The organism is Naasia lichenicola (genome assembly GCF_004801885.1).
In the GTDB taxonomy this organism is placed as follows: domain Bacteria; phylum Actinomycetota; class Actinomycetes; order Actinomycetales; family Microbacteriaceae; genus Naasia; species Naasia lichenicola.
On sequence record NZ_SSSM01000005.1, the window covers coordinates 1011355 to 1035918 of the forward strand.

Below are 24564 nucleotides of genomic sequence, written 5' to 3' on the forward strand. Positions count from 1 at the left end.
CCGTCGTCAGCCGTGCTGCTCAGTCGCTCTCGTCGTCGTCCCGATCGTCGTCGAGAAGCAGATCCACCGCCGCCGTAAGTCCGTCTCCTGCGCGCATCCGAGCACCGAGCTGCTGCGCATTCTCTCGGTACTCCGTGCTGCCGAGGACGTCTTCGAAGGCGGCGCGGATCTGCTCGACCGACGCGCGCTTCGGCAGCGAGCGCCCCAGCCTGTTGGCTGCCACCACGTGCGCGATCGTCGGCTGATCGAACGACAGGTTCGTCGGCAGGATCAGCATGGGCACCCCGTGAGCAAGCGCGAGCATGGTCGTGGCGTGCCCGCCGTGTCCGATCACCACGGAGGTGCGGGGGAGCGCCTCGGTGTGTGGGATGTAGGCGCGGACCACCGCGTTCTCCGAGACGGTGAGCGCCGCGGGATCGACCGCCGGACCGGTGGTGACGACGGTGCGCACGGGACGCGGGGCGAGGGCCTCGATGATCCGCTGCAGCAGCTCGGCCTGGCCGGCGACGTAGGTGGTGCTGAGGCTGACGAGCACGATGGGGTCGACCTCGTCCGGTCGGAGCCGGCCGATGGACGGCAGGATCGCGCCGGTGTAGTGCGCCGTGCGTGGAACGCGACCCGATCCGGGATCGAGCGACTGCTCGGTGACGATCAGTTCCGCATCCGCCCGCCGATAGAGGGAGCGCGGATTGTGGCCCCTGAGGGTCATCACCAGCCCGAGCGGACCGCTGGTCAGGCTGCGGAACATGACCGACCTGAGGGTGTGCACGAGGATCGTGTACCGGACTCGTCTGCGGCGCAGAGCGGAGAGCGCGCCGACCAGCAGGCCGTCCACCACGACCCGGTCCGCCGGCTCGCGCGTCAGCGACGCGATGAGATCGCGTCCGATCCCGCGATCCGCGAACACCGCCGCATAGCCGAGATCTGCGCTGAGACCCGATCTGGGAGCGGTGACGGACCACGGCTTCGCATTCGCGTAGGGCTCGAAGCGCAGCCCGGCCGCCTCGACCGCACCGCGCTGACCGGCATGCCCCATCACGCGGACCGTCGCGCCCCGCCGCTGCGCCTCGGCCGCGATGGCGAGCAGCGGGGCGACGTTGCCGCCGCCGTCCCAGGTCGCGAAGAGAAGGGACGTCGGCATGGATCGATCCTGGCCCGATGCACGGGCCCAGCGCGAGCGACGCGCTCGTCGGCGCACGACCGCATCGCTGGCGCCGCCGTGTAATCTTTCCCCGACTTAAGAGCCGGCATTCGGGATTGTCCGTCGCCGGCTCGCCTCCTGCTTGGAGTACACACTCGTCCTCGGACGAGCCAGTCGCAGCCCGTCGTCGACGGGCTTGCCTTGCTGCGTATCCATCCAAGGAGCACTCATGTCCTCGTCCTCTGCCGACTCCGTCAGCACCCGTCCGGACGGTCCCAGCACGCAGGGTGCGCCGGGCGGCTACCGCTGGCGGTGGCTCATCGTGGCAGTGATGCTCGCCGCCGAGATCATGGACCTGCTCGACGGCACCATCGTCAACGTCGCCGGTCCCTCGCTCGAGGCGTCGCTCGGCTCCACGCCCATCGGATTGCAGTGGGTCATCGGCGGCTACGCGCTGACCCTCGGCGCCGGCCTCATCCTGGGCGGCCGTCTCGGCGACCGCTTCGGGCGCCGTCGGATGTTCCTGCTGGGTCTTGCCGGCTTCACGGTCGCCTCGCTGCTCTGCGCGCTCGCGCCCACCATCGGCGTGCTGATCGCGCTCCGTCTCGTGCAGGGTTTCGCGGGGGCCATCCTGCTGCCGCAGGGGCTCGGGCTGATGCGCGAGAACCTGTCGGGCCGCGAGCTCGCAGCGGCGTTCGGCATCTTCGGGCCGGTCTACGGACTCGGCGGCATCATCGGCCCGATCCTCGGCGGTGCGCTCATCCAGGCGGACATCGCCGGCCTCGGCTGGAGGAGCGTCTTCCTCGTCAACCTGCCCATCGGCATCGCGGCCCTGGTGGTGGCGTGGCGGATCATCCCGCGCAAGCCGGGCAACCGCGCCATCACCGTCGATCTCGTCGGCGCCGCCATCGTGGCCATCGCCTCTGTGCTGCTCGTGCTGCCGCTCAACTACGGGCAGTCGCTGGGCTGGCCGCTCTGGACCTGGCTGTGCATCGCGGCATCGGTGATCGGCTTCACGGTGTTCGTGTTCCAGCAGCGCGCACTGTCGGCGCGCGGCGGCATCCCACTCATCACGCCGAGCCTGTTCCGCAAGCCCGCTTACACGCTCGGGCTCGGCGGCATCGCGATCTTCTTCGCGGGGCTCGTGGGCAACCAGCTCATCCTCACCCTCTTCCTGCAGGTCGGACATCAGTTCACCGCGGGCGAGGCGGGTCTCGGCAACCTGCCGCTCGCGATCGGGTCGGCCATCGGCGGTGCGGTCAGCGGCGCGGTCCTCGCAGAGCGCCTCGGCCGCACGGTGCTGCAGCTCGGACCGCTCGTGCAGCTGGCCGGAGCGGTCCTGCTCTGGTTCGAGCTCGGCGACGGCGGCTCCTTCTCGATCTGGCAGATCGTGCCCGGCGTCGTGCTGTCGGGCATCGGGTCGGGTGTCGTCATCGCGGCCCTGTTCACCGTGATCCTCGGCGCCGTCGACGATCACGAGGTCGGATCGGCGTCCGGCGTGCTCACCGCGGTCCAGTCGATCGGCGCCGCGGTCGGCGTCGCCATCCTCGGCTCCCTCTTCTTCAACACGATCGCGGACGGCTCGGCAGCGGAGAGCTACCGGGCGGTCCTCTATGTGCTCGGCGGCCTGCTGGTGGGGTTCATCGTGCTCAGCCTCTTCTTCCCGAAGAAGGGACGGCCGGAGGGCGCCGAGGGCTGACGTCCATCCGTGCCGGTGCGGCGCTGCACGGGTCCTAATCTGTCGACATGGAATTCGCGTTCGCGGGCGAGCTCTGGTTCTGGCGTGGTCCGGCACCCTGGCACTTCGTGAGCGTTCCCGCCGACGCCTGCGAGGTGATCAAGGACATCTCCTCGGCCGTCACCTACGGCTGGGGGATGATCCCCGTCACCGTGCGCGTGGGCGGCAGCGAGTGGACGACGTCGCTCTGGCCGAAGGACGGCGGCTACATCGTGCCGATCAAGAAGTGGGTCCAGGTGGCCGAGGGGCTCGATCTGGACGACGTCGTGGATGTCGAGCTGACCGTCGGCGCCTGATGACCGCGCTGGTCGTCTCCTCTCTCACCACTCGGAAAGCGTCCACACCTCCGGGCGGGCGTCCGACCCCTGGATGTCGGCGAAGGCCGCGGCGGACAGCTTCAGCTCGTCCAGTGCTTCGGCCTCGCGGCCCGCTTCGTGCAGGAGATCCGCGACGTGGGAGTGCAGCGCGGCGAGCCGGTGCCGATCACCCTGCCGCTCGGCGAGATCGACGGCCTCCCGCGCGGCATCGAGAGCGGCGCCCTGCTCGCCGCTCGTCTGAAGTGCCCGAGAGGAGTTGTTGAGGGCGGCGATCAGCAGGTCGAGGTCGGCGATTGCCCTCGCTCCCGTGATCGCCGACGCGAGATGCTCGCCTGCCGCGTTTCGATCCCCTCGCGACGCCGCCAGCACTCCGAGGACGTTGTCCGCCCGAGCGATCGCGATGCGGTCGTCGGTCTCGCCGGCGATTCGGGCGGCCTCCCGCGCCGCTGCCTCGGCATCGATCGGCCGGCCTTGACGGTGGCTGACCAGGGCAAGGTCGGCGAGGATGCGGGCGCGCTGCGCCGTCTGCGCGAGCGGAAGGGCAGCGTCGAGGTGGGCGTGCGCGAGATCCCAGTCGCCCAACCGGTCGTGCACGCTCGCGATGGTGTGCTCGACCTCGGCCTGCAGAACGGGGTCGCCCTCGGCCAGGGCTGCCGCCTGGTCGAGGGAGACGAGCGCATCGCGGTACCGTCCCAGCCGGATCCGCGTGCGCCCGATCGCGAGCTGCACATCGGGGCCCCGCTGTCCGAGAGCGAGCGCGGTCTCGAGCTGCAGGAGCTCCTCGCTGTGCGCCAGCAGCCGGGACGACTCCTTCGCGGCCCGCAGGAACCAGCGACCCGCATCCTCGTCTCGGCCCGCCTCCGTGAGATGGCGGGCGACGGCACCCGCCGGCGAGGTCAGCGGGTCGACCGCGTGGCGGCGGGCGAGGACTTCGGCGATCCGGCCGTGCAGCAGTCGGGAGCGGGCAAGGGAGAGATGCGCGAGCGCCACCTCACGGGCCAGCTCGTGCGGCAGGTCGTAGCCCGACCGGTCGGAGCGCTCGACGAGCAGTCCGCGCTCGATGGCGTCTTCGATCGCATCGACGGCTTCGGCCTCGTCCCGGCCGCTGGCGAGTCGGATGAGCTCAGGATCGGCGACCGTTCCGATGATCGCGGCCGCCGCGAGGAGCTGTCGTGTGATCGTGGGGGCCGAGTCGTAGCGGGCGGCGACCACCGCCCGCGCGGCTGCGAGCGCATCCGCGTCAACCTCCAGATCGCCGCCTGATGTGCCGTATTCGCGGACGAGCAGGGGGAGGCCGCGGGTGCGGCGGAGCACCTCGGCCGGGTCGAGCCCCGTTCCGGCGGTCAGTTCTGCGACCGCATCGAGACTGAGCGGTCCCAGCGCGATGGCCTCGCCCTGCTCGATCACCGCTTCGGGGAGCATCGCTCCGCCGGCTCCGCTCGTCCAGGTCGCGAGCACCAGGACACCCGGTGGCGGTCGGCGCACGACGTAGGCAAGCAGCGCTGCCGACGGGCCATCGAGCAGGTGGGCGTCGTCGACGGTGATGAGCAGGCGGCCGTCGACGCACGCCTCGATCGCGGTGCGGACCGCCTCGTGGACCCGGTGCAGATCGCCGGGGCCGCGGATGGCGCCGGCGCCGTCGAACTCTGCGGCAAGTGCCGCGAGGGGTTCGCCCGCCGCTCCGAGCTTTTGGGGCAGGTCGGGGCGGAGGGTCAGCATGCCCCGGATGAGGTCGATGGCGGCTGAATAGGCGAGCGGCTGTTCAGAGATCCGGCCTTCGATATGCAGGGTGGGAAAGCTCTGCGCCTTCACGGTCGCGGATGCGGCACGGAGGATCGTCGACTTGCCCATCCCGGGCTCACCTACCAATCCGAGGCATCGGCCGACGTTCGCGGCATGCGACCAGGCTCTCTCGAACGCGGCGAGCTCGACGGCCCGGCCGACCAGTCGGGCTCCGGTGCCGACCGCTGGGACCGGAGCGTCGGCGATCCAGCCAGAACCGGATGGCCGCGCGGCCCTCGTCGCCGAAGGCCGGGGGAGTGCAGGCGGCGTCAGCCGATCGCCGCGGATATCCTCCTGCAGCGCCAGCGTCTCGGGCAGCGGCGGCACCCCGAGCTCGGCGTCGAGTAAGCGGACGAGGGCACGGTAGGCGGAGAGCGCGCCCGGCCGATCGCCCGTCCACGCGGTCACCCGGATCAGGTCGGAATGCGCCGGTTCCGACAGCGGGTCCACCCTCGTGCGGTGCCGAGCGTGCTCCAACGCGGTGGGCAGTTCACCCTGGGTGACCGCGTCGGCCACCAGACGTGCGAGCACCTGGGAGAGGGTGTCGCGCAGACCCTCCGATGTGGCGAGCTGCCAGTCCTCGAACGGCGGGCTGTCCCGCAACGAGAAGCCCTCGAGGAATCCGTCGGCGGCGATGGTCGCGGCTTCGCGCCATGAGGACGGGTCGGAGTCCGCCGCCAGCTCGCGGAACCGTCGGACATCGCAGCTCAGATCGTCGGCATCGAGCCCGATCCCGTCCGGTCCGATCCTCAGCGCAGGGCCGACCGCCGTCGCGACCGACAGTGTGCGACGGAGCACGGCGCGCGCTCGTCCGCGCTCCAGTTCCGGCCAGAGCATCGCGGCGATCGAGTCGCGTGCGTGCTCCCGATCCGAGACCGCAAGGAAGGCCAACAGTGCCACGGCCTTCCGCGTATCGAATCGCAGATCCGTGCCGTCGAGACGCACCCGGGGCGGGCCGAACAGGCGCAGCTCGAGCATCCTGGCCACCTCCGACTTCGCCGTAACGGGTGATCGGAGGATACGCGTTCCGAATCGTCGAAATCGACCTCTGCCGTAACGCTTTCGGAACGACCGGCGAGGGATCATCGTTGCACCACCGGTCGCAGACCACGCGGACGGACGAGGAGGAATCATGACGGACACGCTTCGGGCAGAGCCTGAGTCGCCGGACGCCGTGGTGAACTCCGAACCCGCAGAGCCTCCGGTCGGGCAGCGCGCGATGTCGCGAGCCCGACGTCGGGCCGATCGCCGTGCCGCCAAGACCGCCTCGAAGACGGCCACCAAGGGTGCGGCACGCCGCGCCGTCCCCGCCGCAGATACCCGCGCCGCGGTGATCGACGTCCAGATCGATCCGTCCGACCCTCTGCTGCTCTTCCTCCAGTCCGCTCCCGGCCCGCTCGAGATCGCCGCACTCCCCGCCTACTCGCCCGCAGTCGTGCGGATGAAGGAGCAGGGCGTGCAGATGGTCGTCCCGTTCGTCACCAGCGGCGAGCTGGTCGGGCTGCTCGCCCTCGGACCTCGACTCTCGGAGCGCACCTATTCGCGCACGGATCGGGGATTGCTCGACAGCCTCGCCCGGTACGCGGCGCCCGCGCTGCGCCTCGGGCAGCTGATGCGCGCCCAGGAGAAGGAGGCCCGCGAGCGCGAGCGGATCGAGCAGGAGCTGCACGTCGCTCAGCTGATCCAGCAGCAGTTCCTGCCCTCCGAGCTGCCTGAGCTGCGCGGCTGGCACCTCGCCGCCTTCTACCGCCCGGCCCGGACAGTCGGCGGGGACTTCTACGACCTCATCGCGCTCGCGAACGGCGAGGTGATGGTCGTCGTCGGCGACGTCACCGATAAGGGAGTACCCGCCGCGCTCGTGATGGCGAGCACCTACGCCCTGCTCCGTTCGGCCGCCGACCTCTCCTCGTCTCCCGGCGAGGTGCTGCGCCGTGTCAACGAGCTGCTCATCCCGCAGATCCCGATGAACATGTTCGTCACCTGCCTGGTCCTCGTCATAGACCTCGACACGGGCCGCACCCGCTTCGCCAACGCCGGCCACAACCTGCCCTACGTCCGCCGAGACGGCGAGGTCCTGCAGCTCCAGGCTCGCGGGATGCCGCTCGGTCTCATGCCCGGAAGCGCATACGACGAGCACGAGACGGTGATCGAGCCCGGCGACATCGTGCTGCTCTACAGCGATGGCATCACCGAGCAGCACAGCGCGGCCGGGGAGATGTTCGGCTTCGGACGCACCGCCGAACTCGTCGGAGAGGCGACCTCGGGTGACGACCTGGTGGACCGCAGCGTGCTCGCCCTCAACACGTTCTCGGCCGGTGTCGAGCAGGAGGACGACATCACACTCGTCACCCTGCATCGCGGGCAGTCGGGCGGACACCGGGACACAGTCTCGTTCACCGTGCCGAGCGAGCCGGGCAACGAGCGCGACGTGATGGATCGGGTCGCCGCGATCGTCGATGGGCTGCTGCCGAAGGCCCGATTGGATGCGCTCAAGACGGCGGTCAGCGAGACCGCGATGAACGCCATAGAGCACGGCAACCGCGGCGACGCCAGCCTCGACATCTCCGTCACCGTGCGGCGCACCGCCGAATCAGTGACGGTCGAGATCGGCGACTACGGACGCGGCATGCAGCGCGACGCCGACATCCCCGACATCGACCTCAAGCTCGCCGGACTCCAGACCTCGCGCGGTTGGGGCCTGTTCCTCGTCGAGAACCTCACCGATCGCGCGGAGGAGCTCACCGAAGGCGACCGGCACATCGTCCGCCTCGTCATGCACACCAGCGACCACGCAGCCGCCGGACCGACGCCCCAGACGACTTCCGGAGCGACCCCGCTCACCGACCCGACAGGAAGCGAATCATGAGCCTGCAGTTCGCACTCGGCACCCGAGGCGTCGTCGTCGTCATCCACCTGCTCGGCCGGATAGACCGGGAGGCAGGGGGAGTGCTCGACCAGTCCTACACCGCGGCAGCGGCCAGCAGCGCCAGCATCATCGAGCTCGACTTCGGGCAGGTCGAATACATCAACTCGACCGGGATCGCCCTGATCGTCGGACTCCTCGCCAAGGCCCGCGCCAAGAAGCGCCCGCTCCGGGCGGCAGGTCTGACCGCCCACTACCGCCACATCTTCGAGATCACGAGGCTCAGCGACTTCATCGAGATCGTCGAGCCGATCGAGCCGGTGGAGGACGTGGAGCTCGAACAAGCCGCGCATTAGGCCGCTCGTCTTCCCCCTTCTTCCCCTTCTCTACACATCCCTCAGCACCTATACGCAAGGAGAGCACGCGATGGCAGTCTCCGCCGCGACCATGACGGTCGCATCCCTCGGGCCGGGTGCCGCCCGGATCGTGATCGCCGGCGACGTCACCGCCGCCTGCGAGCAGGCCCTCATGTCCGCCCATGAGAAGGCGTCGGATACGGGCGCCAAGCTGATCGTTCTCGACTTCTCCGAGATGGAGTACATGAACAGCGGCGGCATCGGCATGCTCGTCACGCTGCTCGTGCGGGGCCAGCGACGGCAGCAGCGCCTGGCCGCGATCGGGCTGACCGACCACTACCGGCAGATCTTCGAGCTGACCCGGCTCGACGAGGCGATCACCCTGCACGACACCGCCGAATCCGCGCTCGCCGCGCGCTGACCTGCACCAGCCGAGATCGCGAGGAGACGACGATGAGTCAGCAGGACGACAGCAGGCCACGGGATGCCGCCTTCTGGGCGGCGAAGGTCGACCGGCTCACCGTGGCGGACGCGCAGCAGAAGCACGGCTACAACATCCAGGGGAAGCGGATCGCCGGACCTCAACAGGGCTTCGGCCGGCTCTGGCAGCGGACCTACTCGGTCGATCTCGGATCGGCGGTGACGCCCGAGCAGCTGGTCGCCGACTGGCGGGCGCGATTCGGCGACTTCTGGCCCAAGACTGGCAGATTCCACGGCTCGGTCACCTCGATACAGCCTGGCGATGTGGCACCGCTGACGGCCGGCGGTGTCACGACGGGCATCATGGTGCTCTACGCCGACGCGACCTCCTTCTCCTTCCTCACTCCTGAAGGGCACATGTTCGCCGCGATGATCACCTTCTCGGGTGACCTGGACGAGAGCGGCGGGACCGTCGCGAACATCCGGATGCTGCTGCGCACCTCCGATCCGCTCTTCGAGCTGATGTGGCCCGTCGCCAAGCGGGCCGAGGACGTCTTCTGGCCCGGCACCCTGACCAACCTGGCCGCCGCCCATGGCGTGCAGGACGTGGCGGTCAGCTCCGAGACCATCTGCGTGGACGGCGGACGGATCTGGAAGAACTGGCGCAACGTGCGCAACAACAGCGCCATCCGCACCGTCTGGCACACGGTGTCCGCGCCGGCCCGGTCACGCCGATCCGCCCGGGTCACCCCGTGAACGCCGAACGCTCGATCGGGAAGGGATCTCGTCGTGACTGCTGAGCTGACGGTCGATGGGACCGCGTCGACCACCCCGTCCCGGTCCGAAGGATCCACGGAGTCCGGGCGGCTCGCACGGCGCCAGGTGGACCCGAATTCCGAGCGGGAGGGCAGGACGGGTCCCCGTTGGCTGGCGCATGTGGTGGCCGCGCTCATCCTCGCCGCGTTCGTGATCACGGCGATCGTCGGCATCCGGGCTGCGGGCTTCGGCATCGACGGCATCCCGTTCATCGTCATGCTGGGGATCCTCATCGCCGTGGGGTGGCTCCTCGCCTGGAAGCGCCCGTCCAATCCGCTCGGCTGGCTGCTGCTCGCGGTGCCGGGAATCTTCTGCAGCGGTGCACCCATCGACTTGCTCGGCCAGTCCATTCAGACGAGCGCCCCCCGTGTTGCCACCTGGCTCTTCTGGTACGGGCACGACCGGGAGGACACCTGGACATGGATCCCGCCCGTGGGGCTGCTGCTCACCCAGATCCCGCTGCGCTTCCCCGACGGACACCTGCCGTCCCCGCGGTGGCGCTGGTTCTCCTGGTTCACGGTGTTCGCGCTCGTGCTGAGCTCGAGCGTCTTCGCCACCATCAGCGACGAGGTGTCCCCGGGCTTCCCCAACCCCACGCGCGTCGAGGGTTCAGAACTCGTCGAAGCCCTGATCGGCGGCGGGTTCGTCACTCTCTTCATCAGCCTCGTGGGCTCACTGGTCTCCCTCTTCGTCCGCTACCGACGAGCGGACGCGGTGAGGTCAGCACAGCTCCGGTGGGTGTTCTGGGCGGTCGCACTCGCGATCACCGTTCTGCTGCTCTCCTGGCTGCCGGGTTTTGAGGCCCTCCAGACCTGGATTCTGCTGGGCTACGCGCTCATCCCCGTCGCCGTGGCGATCGCCGTCCTCCGCTACCACCTGTACGACATCGACCGGATCATCTCCCGCACCGCGTCCTACGCCATCGTGACGCTGGTCGTGATCGGCACGTACGCATTGGTGGTCGTCGGCATCACGGCGGTGCTGCCGGATCTGCCCTCCGTCTCCGTCGCGCTCGCCACCCTCGCGGCTGCCGCCCTCTTCCTGCCGGTGCTTCGGCTGGTACAGCGGATCGTGGATCGGCGGTTCGACAGAGCCCGCTACGACGCGCAGAAGGTGGTGCACGCCTTCGGCGAGCGCCTCCGCAACGGAGCCGATCCGCACACCGCGGCCGCCGACCTCGGCGTTGCGGTCGAAAGGAGCCTGCAGCCCTCGTCCATGGGGCTCTGGGTCGCCGACCACAGCAGCCCGCCCCGGAGCGTGAACGCCTCATGAAGGCGGGTCGTCGGCGGGTGCTCCCCGTCGTCGCCGGCGTCGTCGCCCTCCTCATCACCATCGCAAGCGTGCCGCTGTCCATCGGCGAGGCGGTCTGGGACACCATCGCCTACTCCTTCCTCCCCGCGTCGATGGCGATCGCCGGAACCGTGGTGGCCGTTCGCGTCCGCGGCAACCCGATCGGCTGGCTCATGTTGGCCATCGGGCTCGAAGGCGGCATCGGCGAGGCGCTCGAAGGCTGGGGGAGACACAGCGGGCTGCCCGGTTCGGACGTCGCCGGTTGGGCGTCGGCGTCCTTGACCTACGTCGGCATCGGCTTGATTCCTGTCCTGCTGATGCTCTTTCCGTCGGGGAGGCTGCCATCCCGTCGTTGGAGGGCGGTGTTCTGGATCACCGTGGGCGCGATTCTGCTGAGCGTCGTCAGTTCGACCTTCAGCCGCACGACGACCCGGACGGGCAGCACGGAGGTCAACCCGATCGCCACCCCAGGGCCATGGGCTGATCTCGCCTTCAGCGTCGGCGAGGTCGGGCTCGTCGTGGGCCTGGTCGCCGCCATCGCGTCCCTCGCGGTCCGCTACCGCCGGGGTGGACTGCTCGAGCGCCAGCAGCTCAAATGGGTGCTGTTCTGCGCTGCGTTCCTCGCGCTGATCGGTCCGTTCGCGTTCGCCTTCTACTTCGAGAGCGTCCTCGTCCAGATCGCCATCGCCGCTATTCTGGTCGCCCTGCCGATCGCGATCGCGATCGCCGTGCTGCGCTACCGGCTCTACGCGATCGACCGGATCATCTCGCGGACTGCCTCGTACGCGATCGTCACCGCACTGGTCGTCGGCGCCTACTCCCTGGTGGTGGTGTCGGCGACGGCCGTCATCCCGAGCCTGCCCGCCGTCGGAATCGCATCGGCGACCCTGGTGGCTGCCGGGATCTTCCTGCCCGTCCTCCGGCGGGTGCAGCACTTCATCGATCGACGCTTCAACCGCGCGCAGTACGACGCGGTCCGGGTGGTGGAGGCATTCGGGGACCGGCTGCGCAGCGGCTCGAACCCGCATCTCGCCGGCGACGAGCTGGTCGACGCGGTCGAACAGGCCCTCCAGCCGAGCGCCGTCGGACTGTGGATGCGCCGGGACGCTTCGGGATGACTGGACCTGTCGACGCCCGCATCGCCCGTGGCAGACTGCGCGGATGAGCGGACTCACCGACCTCGACGCCATCCTCGCCTCGCTCGAGGTGGAGCTCCGGCCGGAATCGGTCGTCTACGTCACGGTGGATCCCGCCGCTGCGCGTGAGCTTCCCTCGCTGGCAACCATTGCGGAGGCCGAGGGGACGACAGTCGTCCTGCGCCGTCAAGATGCCGACGACCGCGGCCTCGCCTACGAGCTCACGCTCGCCTGGATCACCCTCGACGTCCACACCGCCCTCGAGGGAGTCGGCCTCACCGCTGCCTTCTCCCGTGCCCTCACCGACGCGGGGATCAGCTGCAACGTGCTCGCCGGACACTTCCACGACCACATCCTGGTTCCGGAACTCCGCGCGGAGGACGCCGTGGAGGTCCTCCGCGCCCTCCGCCGGTGAGTTGACAGTTGTGGTGGGTGGAGCCCGTTCTCACCCGCCACAACTGTCAACTCACGAACGCCGAGCTTGTGGGTAACTCCATTGGGCTGTGAGTAATCCGCACAGGGTGATCGGCACGCCCACAATGTGCGCGTGTCGCAGAAGTCCGATCTCCCCGAGGATGCAGGTCCAGCTTTCCTGGTGCGCGCAGCAGCAGAACTGGGAGCATCGCGCTCGCGTCTGCGGGCGAAGGACTTGGCAGCACCTCACCGAGGTGTCCGTGTCATCGCTGCGCCGAAGACCACGCTGGAGCGCGCACGCGCGTACGAGCCGTTGCTGCGCGGGGACCAGTTCTTCAGCCACACCACGGCGGCAGCCCTCTTCCGGATGCGCATGCCGCGTGGGTTCCAGGAAGACGTCCTTCACGTCACCTCGGTGAAGCCGCAGCGAGCACCGCGGGTTGAGGGGATCGTCGGTCATCGCGCCGACAGTGTGCCGACCATCGTGTCCAGTGGATCGATGCGGGTGAGTGCGCCCATCGACACCTGGATCGCTCTCGGTGCCACGCTGCCGATCGGGGAACTCATCGTGATGGGCGACGGTCTGCTTGCCCGCAAGTCGCCACGAGCGACTCTGGATCAGCTCACCCGAGCGGTCGACGCAGTGGCGGGTCAACGGGGCGCATCTCGCCTTCGAAGCGCCCTAACCGAGCTTCGTCCGGGCACCGATTCCGCGCAAGAGACCATCCTTCGTCTAGTCCTGATGCGTGCGGGTCTTGGCGAGCCTGAAGTGAATGGAGTCATCCAGACACGGTCGGGACCCTTCCACGGCGATCTCGTCTACCGATCGGCCCGCGTGGTCGTCGAGTACGACGGGGAGCAGCACCGCACCGACGACCGACAGTTCGCCATCGACGTCGACCGACTGGACATCATCATGGCCGCGGGCTGGAGGGTGATCCGCGTCGACAAGCGCCTGTTGGCGCGCCCGGGAAAGCTGATCGCACGAGTCAGGGAGGCCCTGGGCGACGTGAGTTGACAGTAGTGGTGGGTTCTGAGGACGCTGCACCCACCACTACTGTCAACTCGCGCGAGCGCGGCAGGATGGTGGGATGACGCAGGCGGCGGCAACCGTGGACGAGTACATCGCCGGGTTTCCTCCCGAGGTGCAGGAGCGGCTGCAGAAGGTGCGCTCGGCCATCCACTCGGCCGTGCCCGGTGGTGAGGAGAAGGTCCGCTACGCGATCCCTGCGGTGATGCTCGGCGGGCGGTACGCCATCCACTTCGCCGGCTGGAAGAAGCACATCGGCCTGTACCCGGTTCCCACCCTGGCTGAGCCGCTGGAGAGCGAGATCGCGCCGTTCCGCGTGGCCAAGGACTCGGTCAACTTTCCGCACAGCACGCCGATCGACTACGACCTGATCGCCCGGGTGGCGGCGGCAATCGTCGCGATGCGCGGTCAGGAGACAGCGGACTAGCGATCCAGACGGATCCGTACCACGGCGACGCGACCGGAAGCGCAGCCGAGAACGCAGCCGGCTCGGCGGACGAACTCTCAACCATGAGCCCAGACTTCCCGACCCGCCGAGAGATGCGAACTCGGATCGCACCGGGATGTCGCACCCTTGAACCGCACCGCCGCGCGCCGAACCAGCTGTTCGGGCCCGAGCGGCTCGGCGGCGTTCCTGCGACATCGCGAAACTCGCGCCGGCCTCCCGGCGTTCCCGTTCGCCGCCTCATACTCTTGCACTGTGTGGCGTGCAGATCGACGACTGGGTGACGAGGTGAACCTCGCGGATACCGTTCCCGTGCACCCGCAGAGCAACTCGACCTCTCCCGTCTCGGTGAGCACAGGGGATGGACGAGTGCCGTCCGTGAACGTCGCGGAGCCCGTCTGGGAGACCTGGCGCGAGCAGATCGCCGCCCTAGGCGGACCGTCGCCGCTGCTGCACTTCGTCGATTCTCCCCGCGTGCGGATCGAGCTGAGCACCACCCACCCCGGCGGCCTCGCGCAGTTCATCACCGGCAAGACGACCCTGCTCTCCAGCCTGATCCGCGACGATCTCGCCTTCCGCAGCGCATCCGTCGCCGCCTCGAACATCACCGCCAAGGGCGTCGAGCTGAGCGCGACCCGCGGCGTCGACTCCATCCAGCTCGGCATCGGCATCGCCGAGTGGAAGCACGAGAAGAAGGAGTACCGGGCTCCGATCCTGCTCCGGCCGATGGCGCTCCGCCGCTACGGCCGCGACTTCGAGCTGCGCCTCAAGGGTGCCCCGTATCTCAACCCCGCCTTGGCGCGCACGCTCCGCGAGCAGTTCGGCGTGACCCTCGACGCGAACGAGTTCGTCTCGCTTGCGACCTCGGGTGGATCGTTCAAGCCGCAGGCGGTCATCGATCGGCTGCGCGCGCTCACGAGCCAGCTCGCCTGGTTCAACGTGCAGCCGCGCCTGGTCGCCTCCTCGTTCGCCGAGGTGTCGCCCAAGATGCTGGCGGATGCGAAGAAGCTCGAGCACCCCGTGCTCGACGCGCTCGCCGGCAACCCGACCGCGCGCTGGTCGATCGGCGAGGCCTTCGTCGCGGCCGACCCCATCCACCAGGATCAGCGGCCTCCCGCAAGCGACACCCTGCTGCTCGACGCGGACTCCGAGCAGGAGAACGTGGTCGCCCAGATCGCCGCAGGCAACTCCGTCGTCGTCAAGACGCTGCCGGGGACCGGTGGCACGCAGACGATCGTCAACGCGCTCGGCTGCCTTGTCGCCCAGCACAAGCGCGTGCTCGTGGTCAGCCCCCGCGGATCCAGCCTGCGCGCGGTCAGCACGCGCCTGGCCGAGATCGGACTCCAGGGCATCGCGATCTCGCCGCGCACAGTCCGCCGCGACGTCATCCAGGCGATCAGCCGCAACGAGAAGGCCACCCAGACCAACATCGCCGAGGTCGACGACGCCCTGGTCCGGCTCCGGTCCGTGCTGCTCGACTACCGCGGGGCGCTCGCCCGCCGCGACCCCGTGCTCGGGGTGAGCGCGCTCGACGCCCTGGCCGAGCTCGCCCGCCTGTCGCTGATGGAGAACCCTCCGCAGACCACCTCGCGGCTCACGCCTCGCGCGATCGAGGCCCTGGCCCGCGACCGCGATGCTGCCGCAGAGACCCTGATCCGCGCGGCCAGCCTGGGCGAGTTCCGCTACGGACCGGGTGACTCGCCCTGGTACGGCGCCGACTTCGCCACCTCGGTCGCCGCGCAGAACGCGCATCAGACCGCGCGGCACCTCAACGAATCCGAGCTGCCGCGCCTGCTCGAACGCGCCAACGAGCTCGTCGGCAAGACCCGCCTGCGGCCGTTCGAGAGCATCCAGGAGCTGGGGATCTACCTGCGCCTGCTGCTCGACATCCGCGAGACGCTCGACCGCTTCCAGCCCGTCGTCTTCGACCGCTCGCTCGGCGAGCTCATCGCGGCCACCGGATCGCGCCGCGACGCCGAGGCGATGACCGGCGGCAACCGTCGGCGGCTCAAGAAGCTGGCTCGCGAATACGTGCGTCCCGGCGTGCACGTGCCCGATCTGCACGAGTCGCTCGTGCGTATCCAGCAGCAGCGCATGCTCTACCAGCGCTTCGTCACCGCGGGCGTCACGCCCGAGATCCCCGTCGGCATCGGCGACGTCCAAGTCGCCTACCAGCGCGTGGCCGCGGATCTCGAGTCGCTCGATGAGCCGCTGGGACTGACGGCCACCGGCCAGTCCCTGCTGACCATCCCGATCGGCATGCTGATCGCCAAGCTGAAGTCGCTCGCCGCCGACTCCGAGGTGCTCAAGAACCTGCAGGAGCGCACCTCGCTCATGGGCAACCTGCGCAACCTCGACCTCGATCCGCTGCTCGAGGACCTCTCTCGCCGGCACGTCTCCGAGGACCGCGTCGGCATCGAGCTCGAGCTGACCTGGTGGAGCTCGGTGCTCGAGCGGATGCTGGGCGAGGACCGCGCGCTGCTCGGCGGCAACACCCGAGTGCTCGATCGGCTCGAGGCGGACTTCCGCCTCGTCGACGAGGCGCACGCCGCCGGCGCCGCTCCGGCTCTGGCCTGGGCTCTCGCCGAGGCGTGGAAGCTCGGGATCGTCGACTGGCCCGATGAGGCGACCGCACTCAAGAACCTGCTGCGCAGCGAGCACGCCGATGCCGGATCGCTCTACGCGTCGGCGCCGCACCTGTCCCGACTCGTCGCACCGGTCTGGCTGGCGTCGCCCTACGACGTGCACGCCATCTCGGATGAGATCCCGTTCGACGCCGTCTTCCTTCTCGACGCGGGTGCCGTCAGCGTGGCCGAGAGCCTCGGCGGCATCCGCCGTGCGCGGCAGACGGTCGTCTTCGGCGACCCGGTCGCCGAGACTCCCGACAACTTCAGCATCGCCGTCGAGGACCTGACCGCGCCGCACGTCAACGAGTACGTGGACAGCGTCGAACTCGACGCGCGTCACGCGGATTCCGCGCTGGCCCGACTGGGGGAGATGCTGCCGACGCTCGAGCTCACCCGCAGCTACCGGGCCGGCGGTCAGGACCTCGCCGAGCTGGTCAACCGCCGCTTCTACGGCGGCAAGATCTCCTCGACGCCATGGGCGGGGACGTTCCTCGGCCGGGGCAGCCTCGTCCTCGAGTTCATCGAGGACGGTCACGGCATGCCCGACCCCGAGACCGGCGCCGTCGAGAGCGTCGACGTCGAGGTCGCCCGAGTCGTCGAGCTCGTCATCGAGCATGCGCTCACCCGTCCGCGCGAATCGCTGCTCGTCGTCACCGCATCGCAGAAGCACGCCGTTCGCGTGCAGGCGGCCGTGCTGCGCGCCGTCGCGAAGCGGATGGAGGTCACCGACTTCTTCCTGCGCGAGCAGGCGGAGCCGTTCCTCGTCACCACTCTCGAGCAGGCGGTGGCGCTCAGCCGCGACCGGGTCATCTTCTCTGTCGGCTACGGGCGCACCCCGCACGGTCGGATGCTCTCCAACTTCGGCGCGCTGGGCAAGCCGGGCGGCGAGCGTCTGCTCGCGTCTGCCGTCACCCGCGCCCGTCGCTCCCTCGTGGTGCTCTCCTGCTTCCGCCCCGGAGACATCTCAGCCGATCGGATGTCGCACGGCGTCCTGGCGCTGGGGGAGCTGCTGGAGGACGCGGAAGAGCGGATCGCCGAGCATCCCTCCGACATCGAGCACGCCGACGCGATGCTGGTGGACCTGTCCCGCCGACTCGACGCCCTCGGCCTCACGACGGCGCTCAACTACCGCGGAACCCTCGGGCTCGTCGCGTCGTATGAAGGCCGTGCGATCGCGATCGAGACCGACGCCACCGTCGCGGAGCTGAGCCTGCGCGAATCGCTGCGGCTGCGTCCCGAGATGCTCAAGCGCCTCGGCTGGCACTACCTGCGCGTGCACAGCTTCGAGCTCTTCGCGGACCCCGAATCCGTCGCACTCAAGATCGCCGTCGCGCTGGGAGCCCGGCACCTCGAGCCGCACACGCAGGCGATCCCCGTCATCGACGGCGACTGAGCCCCTTCACCTCCGGGTTTCAGGGCCGAACTGCCCAGTTCTGCCGCCTGATGTGCGATCCACGCGGCAGAAGTGGGCAGTTCGTCCGCTTGCTCGCCGGGCTCGGATCGGATGGCGCCGGTAGGGTCGTCAGGTCATGACCGATCAGCCGCGCCGTCCCCGGGTTCCGCGTCGGGTGACCACCCCGCCCGTGCCGGGATCCGATCCGACGCCGCAGGCGGTCCGCCCGGTTCTCTCCTCAGAGGACGACGAGCGACGCTGGGGCGATACGCCCGGTCCGAACGACGACCGACTCAAGGCGGACAAGCCCCCGCACTACTGAGTCGACGCGCACGCCGACGGCCACCTTTCGGGACGTTCGGCCACCTTTCGAAGGGTGGCCGAAGGTGTCCAAAGGTGGCCGAGTCGCGTCCAAAGGTGGCCGGGCGGGCCCGAGCGGGTCAGACCTTGGGGAGGGTGATCGCGCCGGTGCCGTGCTTGCCCGCGGTCGAGCGGAGGTTCGAGTCCGCCTGGGCCGCGAGAAGGTCGCGGATCTCTGTGAGCAGCTCCTCCGAGGTCGGCGGCAGGTGCTCGGGGGTGGCCTCGGGAACCGCCTTCTGCTTGGCGAACGCCAGCTTGGCGAAGTGGTTGACGGGCAGGACGATCGCGAAGTAGACGACCGCCGCGACGATCAGGAAGTTGAGCACCGCTGCGAGCGCGGCGCCGAACATGATCTTGGCCGTGCCGCCGCTGGTCGTCGGAATGTTCACGACCAGCGCGGTGCTCAGGCTCTCCGCGTTGAAGATCGCCCCGATGAGTGGAGTGATGATGAACGTGACGATCGCGGTCACGATGGCGGTGAACGCCGTGCCGATGACGACGGCGACGGCCAGATCGATGACGTTGCCGCGCAGGATGAACTCGCGGAAGCCGCGCAGGATCCCGCCCTTCTCGTCGCTCATGAGGATGCTCCCGAGGTCGATGCGGGCTTGGCCGCCGGCGTGGACGTGGATGTGGTGCTGGTGCCCGAGGATCCGGAGCCGCCCGACTCGGACGACTTCGAGCCCGAGCCCGAGCTGGACCCCGAATCGCCGGAGCCGGAGGAGGACGTCGACGACGACCCCTCGGACTTGGGTGCGGGACGGGAGTCGGTCCGGTAGAAGCCCGATCCGTTGAACGAGACACCGATGGGCGAGAAGACCTTGCGGAGCGAGCCGCCGCAGACGTCGCACACGGTCAGAGCGTCATCCGAGAAGGACTGGACGATGTCGAAGGCGTTTCCGCACGTCGGACACTTGTAGGAGTAGGTCGGCATGAGACGTCTCTCGAGAAGGGGAGCGAGCGGGATTCAGCCGCGACGCACCGGTGCGAAGCGGACGGTCCGCGTCGGAGTGACGGCGCCGTCCACCGGCTGGTCGTGGCGCTCACGGGGAACGTCAGCGAGCAACTCGCTGTCGAAGACTACCGCGTACACCGGCGGGCACTTCTCCATCGATCCCAGTGTCTTGTCGAAGTACCCCCGGCCCCATCCCATCCGGGTTCCGCGCCCATCGACGGCGGCGGCGGGCACGATGATCAGGCCGACGTCGTTGATCGCCATCGGACTGAGCACCTCGCCGGCGAGGGACGGCATGCCGAACGCGTCGACCTCCTCCTCCGTCTCCTCGTCCGCAAGAGTCCAGTCGAGCAGCCCGTCGACCCGGGAGATGGGCAGGAGGGCGCGGATGTCGTTCGCGAGCGCCCAATGCAGGAACGGGCGGGTGTCGGGCTCGTCGCTCGACGACAGGTAGGCCGAGACCGAGGTGGCCCCCAGGCTGCCCACGAGCTGGATCAGCTGCTCGGTGAAGCCCTCGCTGGCGGCGGCCCGTTCCGTGCTGGTCAGATTGCGCCGACGCTCCCGCAACTCAGCCCGAAGTGCCCTCTTTTGGTGGGTCGGATCGGTCGGCATGGCATGATTTTAGGCTTTCCCGGCCGGTAGCCTTGCCACCATGGCTTACCACATCACTAAAGCGGTCATCCCTGCCGCCGGTCTCGGCACCCGATTCCTCCCGGCAACCAAAGCGATGCCCAAGGAGATGCTGCCGGTCGTCGACAAGCCCGCCATCCAGTACGTGGTGGAGGAGGCGGTCGCCGCAGGCCTCAACGATGTGCTCATGGTCACCGGTCGCAACAAGTACGCGCTCGAGAACCACTTCGACCGCGTCGCCGAGCTCGAGGCCACCCTCGAGGCGAAGGGCGACCTCGCCAAGCTCCAGCGCGTGCAGGAGTCGACCGGCCTCGCCGACCTCCACTACACCCGTCAGGGCGACCCGAAGGGGCTCGGCCACGCGGTGCTCCAGGCCAAGATGCACGTCGGCCGCGAGCCATTCGCGGTTCTCCTCGGCGACGACCTGATCGACGCGCGCGACCCGCTGCTGTCGCGGATGATCGAGGTCCAGCAGGCCCGTCGCACCTCCGTCGTGGCGCTCATGGAGGTCGACCCCTCGCAGATCCACCTCTACGGTGCCGCCGCGGTGGAGCTCACCGACGAGGAGGATGTCGTGCGCATCACCGGCCTCGTGGAGAAGCCGTCCGCTGAGACCGCGCCGTCCAACTACGCCATCATCGGTCGCTACGTCCTGCGGCCCGAGGTCTTCGACGTGCTCGAGACCACCGCTCCCGGCAAGGGCGGCGAGATCCAGCTGACCGACGCGCTGCAGCGGCTCGCCGTGGCTCCTGACTGGACGGGCGGCGTCTACGGTGTTGTCTTCCGTGGACGGCGCTACGACACCGGCGACAAGATCGACTACATCAAGGCGATCGTGCAGCTGGCGTGCGACCGCGACGACCTCGGCCCCGAGCTCCGCCCGTGGCTGATGGACTTCGTGGCGTCACTGTCCGCGCCCGTCAAGTAGCGCGCGTTCCGCTCAGGCCGGTCACGCAGAACTCCCAGTAGAAGAGGACCGTCCGCACGTGGCGATCATTCCCACCCTTCGCTCCGGGCGGACGACGATCCGACCCATCCGTCTGCGCGATGCGCGGCCGATGGAGCGCGAGCTGATCGAGAACCGCGGCTGGCTGCGGGAGTGGGAGGCCACGAACCCGCGGGGCCCGATCAGCTTCGACACCCGAGCGTCCATCCGTGCGCTCCAGGGCAATGCGCGCACGGGCCAGGGCCTCCCGTTCGCCATCGAGGTGGACGACCAGTTCGCCGGTCAGCTCAACGTCTCAGGGATCGCCTACGGCTCCACCTCGTCCGCATCCATCGGCTACTGGATCGCTGAGCGCTTCGCCGGTTCCGGCGCGACGCCCACCTCCGTGGCGCTGGCGACGGACTACTGCTTCCAGCAGCTCGGACTGCATCGGATGGAGATCTGCATCCGACCCGAGAACGCCAAGTCGCTGCGGGTGGTCGAGAAGCTCGGCTTCCGGTATGAGGGCTTGCGGCGGCGCTTCATCCACATCAACGGCGACTGGCGCGACCACTTCTGCTTCGCCCTGGTGGCGGAGGAGCTGGACGAGGGCGTGCTCGAGCGCTGGGCCGGCGGACGGGTGCCCGCTGAGAACGCGCAGATTCCGGAGAGCGACCGCGAGGCGGCCCGCACGCAGTTCCCGCCCCGCTGAACCGCCTCTCACCAGTTCCGCCGTCGGGAGTGCCCTTTACCTCAAAGTTCGAGGAACTTTGTGGCGGACACGCCCCACGCTTCCGAGGTCCGCGGATCGCACGCCCCTACCTTTGGGGACATGGGAGTTGAAGGCGTCGGCGGGGGAGTGATCATCGCGATCGCTGCAGCGCTCTGGCTCGTCTACCTCATGCCGACGTGGCTCCGCCGGCGGCAGTACATGGCCACCGAGCGCAACGCGGTACGCCTGCAGCAGACCCTCCGGATCCTCGCCGAGACGGCCGAGATCCCGGATGAGGTCCGCGCCGAGGCCACCGCCAAGAGCGTCGCCGAGCAGCACCGGGCGCTCCGGCAGTCCGCGCGGAAGGCCGAGTCCGTCTCCCGATCCAACGATGCGGCAGCGTCCCGCGAGCTCTCGCGCAAGCGCCAGTCGAAGCGGACGACGGTCAAGGACGCCGAGCTGCGCGAGCCCATCAAGAAGGCCGCCGCCGTCTCCGCAATCGCAGCTTCTCGACTTCGTCGCACCCGCCTGATGTCCACCGTGGTCCTCGTCGCCGCCATCGTCGGCGCGGTCTTCGGGGCGACCGAGGTGCTGACGACAGGTTCATGGATCGCTCTCGTGGCGTCCGTCGTCGTCGGATTCGGCGCGCTCGGCATGCTCCAGCGGATCGCCACGGTCGCCGCAGCGCGCCGCGCGACCCAGGAGGTCGACCGCACGATCACGGTGGCGCCGCCTGTGCAGAGCTTCACCGACTGGCAGCGCAGTGACCCGGAGCGTCCGACCTGGACGCCCGTCCCGCTGCCGAAGCCGCTCTATCTGTCTCACCGCGAGGACGCCCCGGGCATCGACTTCTCGCGGGTGCGTGCGGAGGCGGCCGCGGCCGCCGAGGCGGATGAGCTGCTCCGTGCCGCGCTCGCCGAGCCCGAGGTGACTCAGCTCTCCACGAAGCGCGAGCAGAAGGCAGCAGCGCCTGCGGCCTCCGAATCCTCCGACGGATCCGGCTACGCGGCCATGGGGCACATCGGCGAGACCTCGCCGGGCATCACGGACCTCAACGACGTGCTGCGCCGCCGTCGCGCCGTCTGAGCAGTTCGGCACGACGCGGTAATGCGGACACCGCGCGGTCGTGCGGACAAAAAGCGATCGGGTGCCAGAGCGTTTTGTCCGAAGCGCATCGTTGAGATGACCCCGGGGTGTCGGCGGGCGGGGAGCGGGTTCCGTTCCTGATATCGTTGACGGGCACTTGGGCCTATGGCGCAGTTGGTAGCGCGCCTCGTTCGCATCGAGGAGGTCAGGGGTTCGAATCCCCTTAGGTCCACCAAGTGAAATGGCATCGCCCCTCGGCGATGCCATTTCTTTTGTCGGGCGGATGTTCCGATGAGGGGCCGCTTACAACCCGAGGACGCGCTGCAGGTAGGCGTTGCGGAACTTGCCCGTTGGATCCATCCGGTCGGCCAGGTTCCGGAAGGCCGCAAGGTGCGGATACTTCGGCACGACGTCGTCAGCAGCCAACGCGAACCACTTGCCCCAGTGCGGGCGGGCATCGAAGGGCGCGAGCGCCGCCTCGAGGGTGGGCAGCAGGGCGCGGACCTCGGTCGGATGGTTCTTCCAGGTGAAGTGGATGGCCAGGCTGGCAGCACCGCGGGTCGGGCTCAGCCACTGCGAGTCGCCCGCCACGGATCGCAGCTCGCTGATCAGCAGGTGCGGCTGCAGCAGCTCCCGCAGCCCATGCACGGCGGTCACGGCCTCGATGGCGCGGGTGCGATCCACGAAGTACTCGGTCTGGATCTCATCGCCGTTGCTCGGCGTCGCATCCAGCCGGAAGTGGGGGAGGCGCTCGGACCACGGCCCCGGCAGTCCGCCCTGGGTCGTGGTGTTGTCATGCCCCTCGTCCGCCGGCGACATCACCTTCTCGCCCGCGGAGGCGGCCCCGAAGAATCCCGACCCGGGATCCGGCTCCGCCTCGCCGATCCGCGTCTTGACCCAGACCTGCTGCACGGCGCTCTCACGCCAGTCGGTGAACAGGCTCACGCTGTAGGCGCTGGCCATGATGGCGTCCAGCTCGGCACGCGCGGTCGACCACGGCAGGTCGACGAAGACGTCCTGTCGCACCTGGTAGCTGGGCTGGATCCGCAGCGTCAGCCGGGTGACGACGCCGATCGCACCGAGAGCGATGACGGCTCCGGCGAAGTCCGGATCCCGATCGCTGAGCCGCACGAGATCGCCGTCGGCTCCGATCCGCTCGACGGCGACGACGGCGGAGGAGAGGCTCCCGTTGCGATCGCCTGAGCCGTGCGTTCCGGTGGCGGTCGCTCCGGCGATGGAGATGTGGGGGAGCGAGCCCATGTTGTGCAGGGCCCAGCCGCGCTGCTCGAGGAAGACGGCGAGCTCACCGTAGCTGGTGCCGCCGGTCACGGTCACGGTCGATGCCTCTGCGTCGATCAGCGGCTCGTCTTCGAGCTCCGCGAGGCTGATCAATACGCCGTCCGTGTCGGCGAGGTCGTTGAACGAGTGGCGCGATCCGAGGGCGCGGATGCGCGTCGCGCCCGCCACCAGAGCCTGCGCCTCGCCGATCGTCGTCGGACGATGCAGCGCCGCGGCCCCATACCGGTGGGTGCCCGCCCAGTTCGATCCAGCATCGCTCGTGGAGTCCGTCATGAGGCCCAACCTAATCGGCGGCGACGAGCGCGGGATGCACGGCTGATTATGAATGATTCATAACTACTGATTAGCTGAACGGGTGAGCACCGATCCGCAGGACCTCCTCCGCGCAGCAGGTCTGCGCGTGACGAGCCAGCGGATCGCGGTGCTCACAGCGCTCGACTCGCGCTCGCACGCCGACACCGAGAGCATCCACCGCGCCGTCCAGGAGCAGCAGCCCGACATCACCGTGCAATCGGTGTACGTCGTGCTCGCAGCTCTGACCGAGGCGGGGATCCTCCGCCGCATCGAGCCGGCGGGCTCGCCCGCGCTGTACGAGCGGCGCGTCGGGGACAACCACCATCACGTCATCTGCAGCGCCTGCGGCGCCGTCGGCGACGTGGATTGCGTGGCAGGCTCCGCGCCCTGCCTGCATCCCTCGGATGCAGGCGGCGGATCGGCACAGGCATGGCGGATCCAGACCGCGGAGGTCACCTTCTGGGGACTGTGCCCGGCATGCCAGGCGGCGGAACGGGTCGAGCGATCCACGTAGGACGAACCGAAAACGACCGGA

General features: G+C 69.2%; 23 protein-coding genes and 1 tRNA gene. 18 read left to right on the forward strand and 6 right to left on the reverse strand.

Annotation, left to right across the window (positions count from 1 at the left end; genetic code table 11):
- Positions 1-19: 19 nt before the first annotated feature.
- Entirely contained in the window at positions 20-1141 is a 1122-nt protein-coding gene (locus tag E6C64_RS15970) for a glycosyltransferase (RefSeq protein WP_136428568.1), read from the reverse strand.
- A gap of 229 nt (positions 1142-1370) precedes the next feature.
- On the opposite strand from E6C64_RS15970, the gene E6C64_RS15975 reads away from it, so the two are divergent.
- Together E6C64_RS15975 and E6C64_RS15980 are read left to right on the forward strand one after the other, a co-directional pair.
- On the forward strand, positions 1371-2840 hold the full coding sequence (locus E6C64_RS15975; protein WP_136428570.1) for an MFS transporter: 1470 nt from the start codon (positions 1371-1373) through the stop codon (positions 2838-2840).
- A 47-nt stretch (positions 2841-2887) separates the two neighbouring features.
- Complete coding sequence (locus E6C64_RS15980; protein ID WP_136428571.1) at positions 2888-3175, forward strand: DUF1905 domain-containing protein; 288 nt, start codon at positions 2888-2890, stop codon at positions 3173-3175.
- Between the two features lie 24 nt (positions 3176-3199).
- Here the strand turns inward: E6C64_RS15980 and E6C64_RS15985 are convergent, their stop codons facing one another.
- The gene (locus E6C64_RS15985; RefSeq protein ID WP_158437900.1) at positions 3200-5956 is read right to left on the reverse strand and encodes an ATP-binding protein; all 2757 of its coding nucleotides are present in this window, start codon (positions 5954-5956) and stop codon (positions 3200-3202) included.
- Positions 5957-6110: 154 nt separating this feature from the next.
- On the opposite strand from E6C64_RS15985, the gene E6C64_RS15990 reads away from it, so the two are divergent.
- The 11 genes from E6C64_RS15990 (at position 6111) to E6C64_RS16040 (ending at position 18090) form a co-directional block, all read left to right on the forward strand.
- A complete protein-coding gene (locus tag E6C64_RS15990) occupies positions 6111-7844 on the forward strand; it encodes an ATP-binding SpoIIE family protein phosphatase (protein WP_136428575.1) in 1734 nt (577 codons plus the stop codon).
- Entirely contained in the window at positions 7841-8197 is a 357-nt protein-coding gene (locus tag E6C64_RS15995) for an STAS domain-containing protein (protein WP_136428577.1), read from the forward strand. Before E6C64_RS15990 ends, E6C64_RS15995 begins: the two co-directional genes overlap by 4 nt.
- A 70-nt stretch (positions 8198-8267) precedes the next feature.
- Positions 8268-8618 (forward strand): STAS domain-containing protein, encoded by a 351-nt coding sequence (locus E6C64_RS16000; RefSeq protein ID WP_136428579.1) that lies wholly within the window; start codon positions 8268-8270, stop codon positions 8616-8618.
- Between the two features lie 32 nt (positions 8619-8650).
- Entirely contained in the window at positions 8651-9373 is a 723-nt protein-coding gene (locus tag E6C64_RS16005) for a hypothetical protein (protein ID WP_136428581.1), read from the forward strand.
- 33 nt (positions 9374-9406) lie between these two features.
- Entirely contained in the window at positions 9407-10705 is a 1299-nt protein-coding gene (locus tag E6C64_RS16010; protein ID WP_136428583.1) for a DUF2339 domain-containing protein, read from the forward strand.
- Positions 10702-11841 (forward strand): hypothetical protein, encoded by a 1140-nt coding sequence (locus E6C64_RS16015; protein WP_136428585.1) that lies wholly within the window; start codon positions 10702-10704, stop codon positions 11839-11841. Before E6C64_RS16010 ends, E6C64_RS16015 begins: the two co-directional genes overlap by 4 nt.
- A gap of 43 nt (positions 11842-11884) precedes the next feature.
- The gene (locus tag E6C64_RS16020) at positions 11885-12274 is read left to right on the forward strand and encodes an ACT domain-containing protein (RefSeq protein ID WP_136428586.1); all 390 of its coding nucleotides are present in this window, start codon (positions 11885-11887) and stop codon (positions 12272-12274) included.
- Positions 12275-12406: 132 nt separating this feature from the next.
- On the forward strand, positions 12407-13291 hold the full coding sequence (locus tag E6C64_RS16025) for an endonuclease domain-containing protein (RefSeq protein ID WP_233255664.1): 885 nt from the start codon (positions 12407-12409) through the stop codon (positions 13289-13291).
- A 73-nt stretch (positions 13292-13364) separates the two neighbouring features.
- On the forward strand, positions 13365-13730 hold the full coding sequence (locus E6C64_RS16030; protein WP_136428588.1) for an iron chaperone: 366 nt from the start codon (positions 13365-13367) through the stop codon (positions 13728-13730).
- A 273-nt stretch (positions 13731-14003) separates the two neighbouring features.
- Complete coding sequence (locus tag E6C64_RS16035; protein WP_136428590.1) at positions 14004-17768, forward strand: ATP-binding protein; 3765 nt, start codon at positions 14004-14006, stop codon at positions 17766-17768.
- 136 nt (positions 17769-17904) lie between these two features.
- Positions 17905-18090 carry a hypothetical protein gene (locus E6C64_RS16040; protein ID WP_136428592.1) on the forward strand — a complete coding sequence of 62 codons (186 nt, stop codon included), beginning with the start codon at positions 17905-17907 and terminating at the stop codon, positions 18088-18090.
- Between the two features lie 118 nt (positions 18091-18208).
- On the opposite strand, the gene mscL is transcribed toward E6C64_RS16040, so the two are convergent.
- Genes mscL through E6C64_RS16055 form a run of 3 tightly spaced genes read right to left on the reverse strand, consistent with a single transcriptional unit; the run spans position 18209 to position 19695 of the window.
- Complete coding sequence (gene mscL / locus E6C64_RS16045) at positions 18209-18709, reverse strand: large conductance mechanosensitive channel protein MscL (RefSeq protein WP_233255665.1); 501 nt, start codon at positions 18707-18709, stop codon at positions 18209-18211.
- Entirely contained in the window at positions 18706-19062 is a 357-nt protein-coding gene (locus E6C64_RS16050) for an FmdB family zinc ribbon protein (RefSeq protein WP_136428594.1), read from the reverse strand. Before E6C64_RS16050 ends, mscL begins: the two co-directional genes overlap by 4 nt.
- Positions 19063-19095: 33 nt before the next feature.
- Positions 19096-19695 carry a 5-formyltetrahydrofolate cyclo-ligase gene (locus E6C64_RS16055; protein WP_136428596.1) on the reverse strand — a complete coding sequence of 200 codons (600 nt, stop codon included), beginning with the start codon at positions 19693-19695 and terminating at the stop codon, positions 19096-19098.
- A 40-nt stretch (positions 19696-19735) separates the two neighbouring features.
- Between E6C64_RS16055 and galU the strand changes: the two genes are divergently transcribed.
- The 4 genes from galU to E6C64_RS16075 all read left to right on the forward strand — a co-directional run bounded on the left by galU (position 19736) and on the right by E6C64_RS16075 (position 22671).
- Positions 19736-20641, forward strand: a complete 906-nt coding sequence (galU, locus tag E6C64_RS16060) for a UTP--glucose-1-phosphate uridylyltransferase GalU (protein WP_136428599.1) — start codon at positions 19736-19738, stop codon at positions 20639-20641.
- A 58-nt stretch (positions 20642-20699) separates the two neighbouring features.
- Positions 20700-21350, forward strand: a complete 651-nt coding sequence (locus E6C64_RS16065; RefSeq protein ID WP_136428601.1) for a GNAT family N-acetyltransferase — start codon at positions 20700-20702, stop codon at positions 21348-21350.
- Between the two features lie 120 nt (positions 21351-21470).
- On the forward strand, positions 21471-22436 hold the full coding sequence (locus E6C64_RS16070) for a hypothetical protein (RefSeq protein WP_136428603.1): 966 nt from the start codon (positions 21471-21473) through the stop codon (positions 22434-22436).
- A 159-nt stretch (positions 22437-22595) separates the two neighbouring features.
- A tRNA-Ala gene (locus E6C64_RS16075) sits at positions 22596-22671 on the forward strand.
- 68 nt (positions 22672-22739) lie between these two features.
- Here the strand turns inward: E6C64_RS16075 and E6C64_RS16080 are convergent.
- Positions 22740-24008 carry an FAD-binding protein gene (locus tag E6C64_RS16080; RefSeq protein ID WP_136428605.1) on the reverse strand — a complete coding sequence of 423 codons (1269 nt, stop codon included), beginning with the start codon at positions 24006-24008 and terminating at the stop codon, positions 22740-22742.
- Between the two features lie 82 nt (positions 24009-24090).
- Here E6C64_RS16080 and E6C64_RS16085 point away from each other — a divergent pair, with 82 nt between their 5' ends.
- A complete protein-coding gene (locus E6C64_RS16085; protein ID WP_136428607.1) occupies positions 24091-24543 on the forward strand; it encodes a Fur family transcriptional regulator in 453 nt (150 codons plus the stop codon).
- Positions 24544-24564 lie beyond the last annotated feature (21 nt).

Bases quoted from the DNA above. Each gene is read 5' to 3' on its own strand.
- E6C64_RS15970 (WP_136428568.1), bottom strand. From the start codon at position 1,141: ATGCCGACGTCCCTTCTCTTCGCGACCTGGGACGGCGGCGGCAACGTC.
- E6C64_RS15975 (WP_136428570.1), top strand. From the start codon at position 1,371: ATGTCCTCGTCCTCTGCCGACTCCGTCAGCACCCGTCCGGACGGTCCC.
- E6C64_RS15980 (WP_136428571.1), top strand. From the start codon at position 2,888: ATGGAATTCGCGTTCGCGGGCGAGCTCTGGTTCTGGCGTGGTCCGGCA.
- E6C64_RS15985 (WP_158437900.1), bottom strand. From the start codon at position 5,956: ATGCTCGAGCTGCGCCTGTTCGGCCCGCCCCGGGTGCGTCTCGACGGC.
- E6C64_RS15990 (WP_136428575.1), top strand. From the start codon at position 6,111: ATGACGGACACGCTTCGGGCAGAGCCTGAGTCGCCGGACGCCGTGGTG.
- E6C64_RS15995 (WP_136428577.1), top strand. From the start codon at position 7,841: ATGAGCCTGCAGTTCGCACTCGGCACCCGAGGCGTCGTCGTCGTCATC.
- E6C64_RS16000 (WP_136428579.1), top strand. From the start codon at position 8,268: ATGGCAGTCTCCGCCGCGACCATGACGGTCGCATCCCTCGGGCCGGGT.
- E6C64_RS16005 (WP_136428581.1), top strand. From the start codon at position 8,651: ATGAGTCAGCAGGACGACAGCAGGCCACGGGATGCCGCCTTCTGGGCG.
- E6C64_RS16015 (WP_136428585.1), top strand. From the start codon at position 10,702: ATGAAGGCGGGTCGTCGGCGGGTGCTCCCCGTCGTCGCCGGCGTCGTC.
- E6C64_RS16020 (WP_136428586.1), top strand. From the start codon at position 11,885: ATGAGCGGACTCACCGACCTCGACGCCATCCTCGCCTCGCTCGAGGTG.
- E6C64_RS16030 (WP_136428588.1), top strand. From the start codon at position 13,365: ATGACGCAGGCGGCGGCAACCGTGGACGAGTACATCGCCGGGTTTCCT.
- E6C64_RS16040 (WP_136428592.1), top strand. From the start codon at position 17,905: ATGACCGATCAGCCGCGCCGTCCCCGGGTTCCGCGTCGGGTGACCACC.
- mscL (WP_233255665.1), bottom strand. From the start codon at position 18,709: ATGAGCGACGAGAAGGGCGGGATCCTGCGCGGCTTCCGCGAGTTCATC.
- E6C64_RS16050 (WP_136428594.1), bottom strand. From the start codon at position 19,062: ATGCCGACCTACTCCTACAAGTGTCCGACGTGCGGAAACGCCTTCGAC.
- E6C64_RS16055 (WP_136428596.1), bottom strand. From the start codon at position 19,695: ATGCCGACCGATCCGACCCACCAAAAGAGGGCACTTCGGGCTGAGTTG.
- galU (WP_136428599.1), top strand. From the start codon at position 19,736: ATGGCTTACCACATCACTAAAGCGGTCATCCCTGCCGCCGGTCTCGGC.
- E6C64_RS16070 (WP_136428603.1), top strand. From the start codon at position 21,471: ATGGGAGTTGAAGGCGTCGGCGGGGGAGTGATCATCGCGATCGCTGCA.
- E6C64_RS16080 (WP_136428605.1), bottom strand. From the start codon at position 24,008: ATGACGGACTCCACGAGCGATGCTGGATCGAACTGGGCGGGCACCCAC.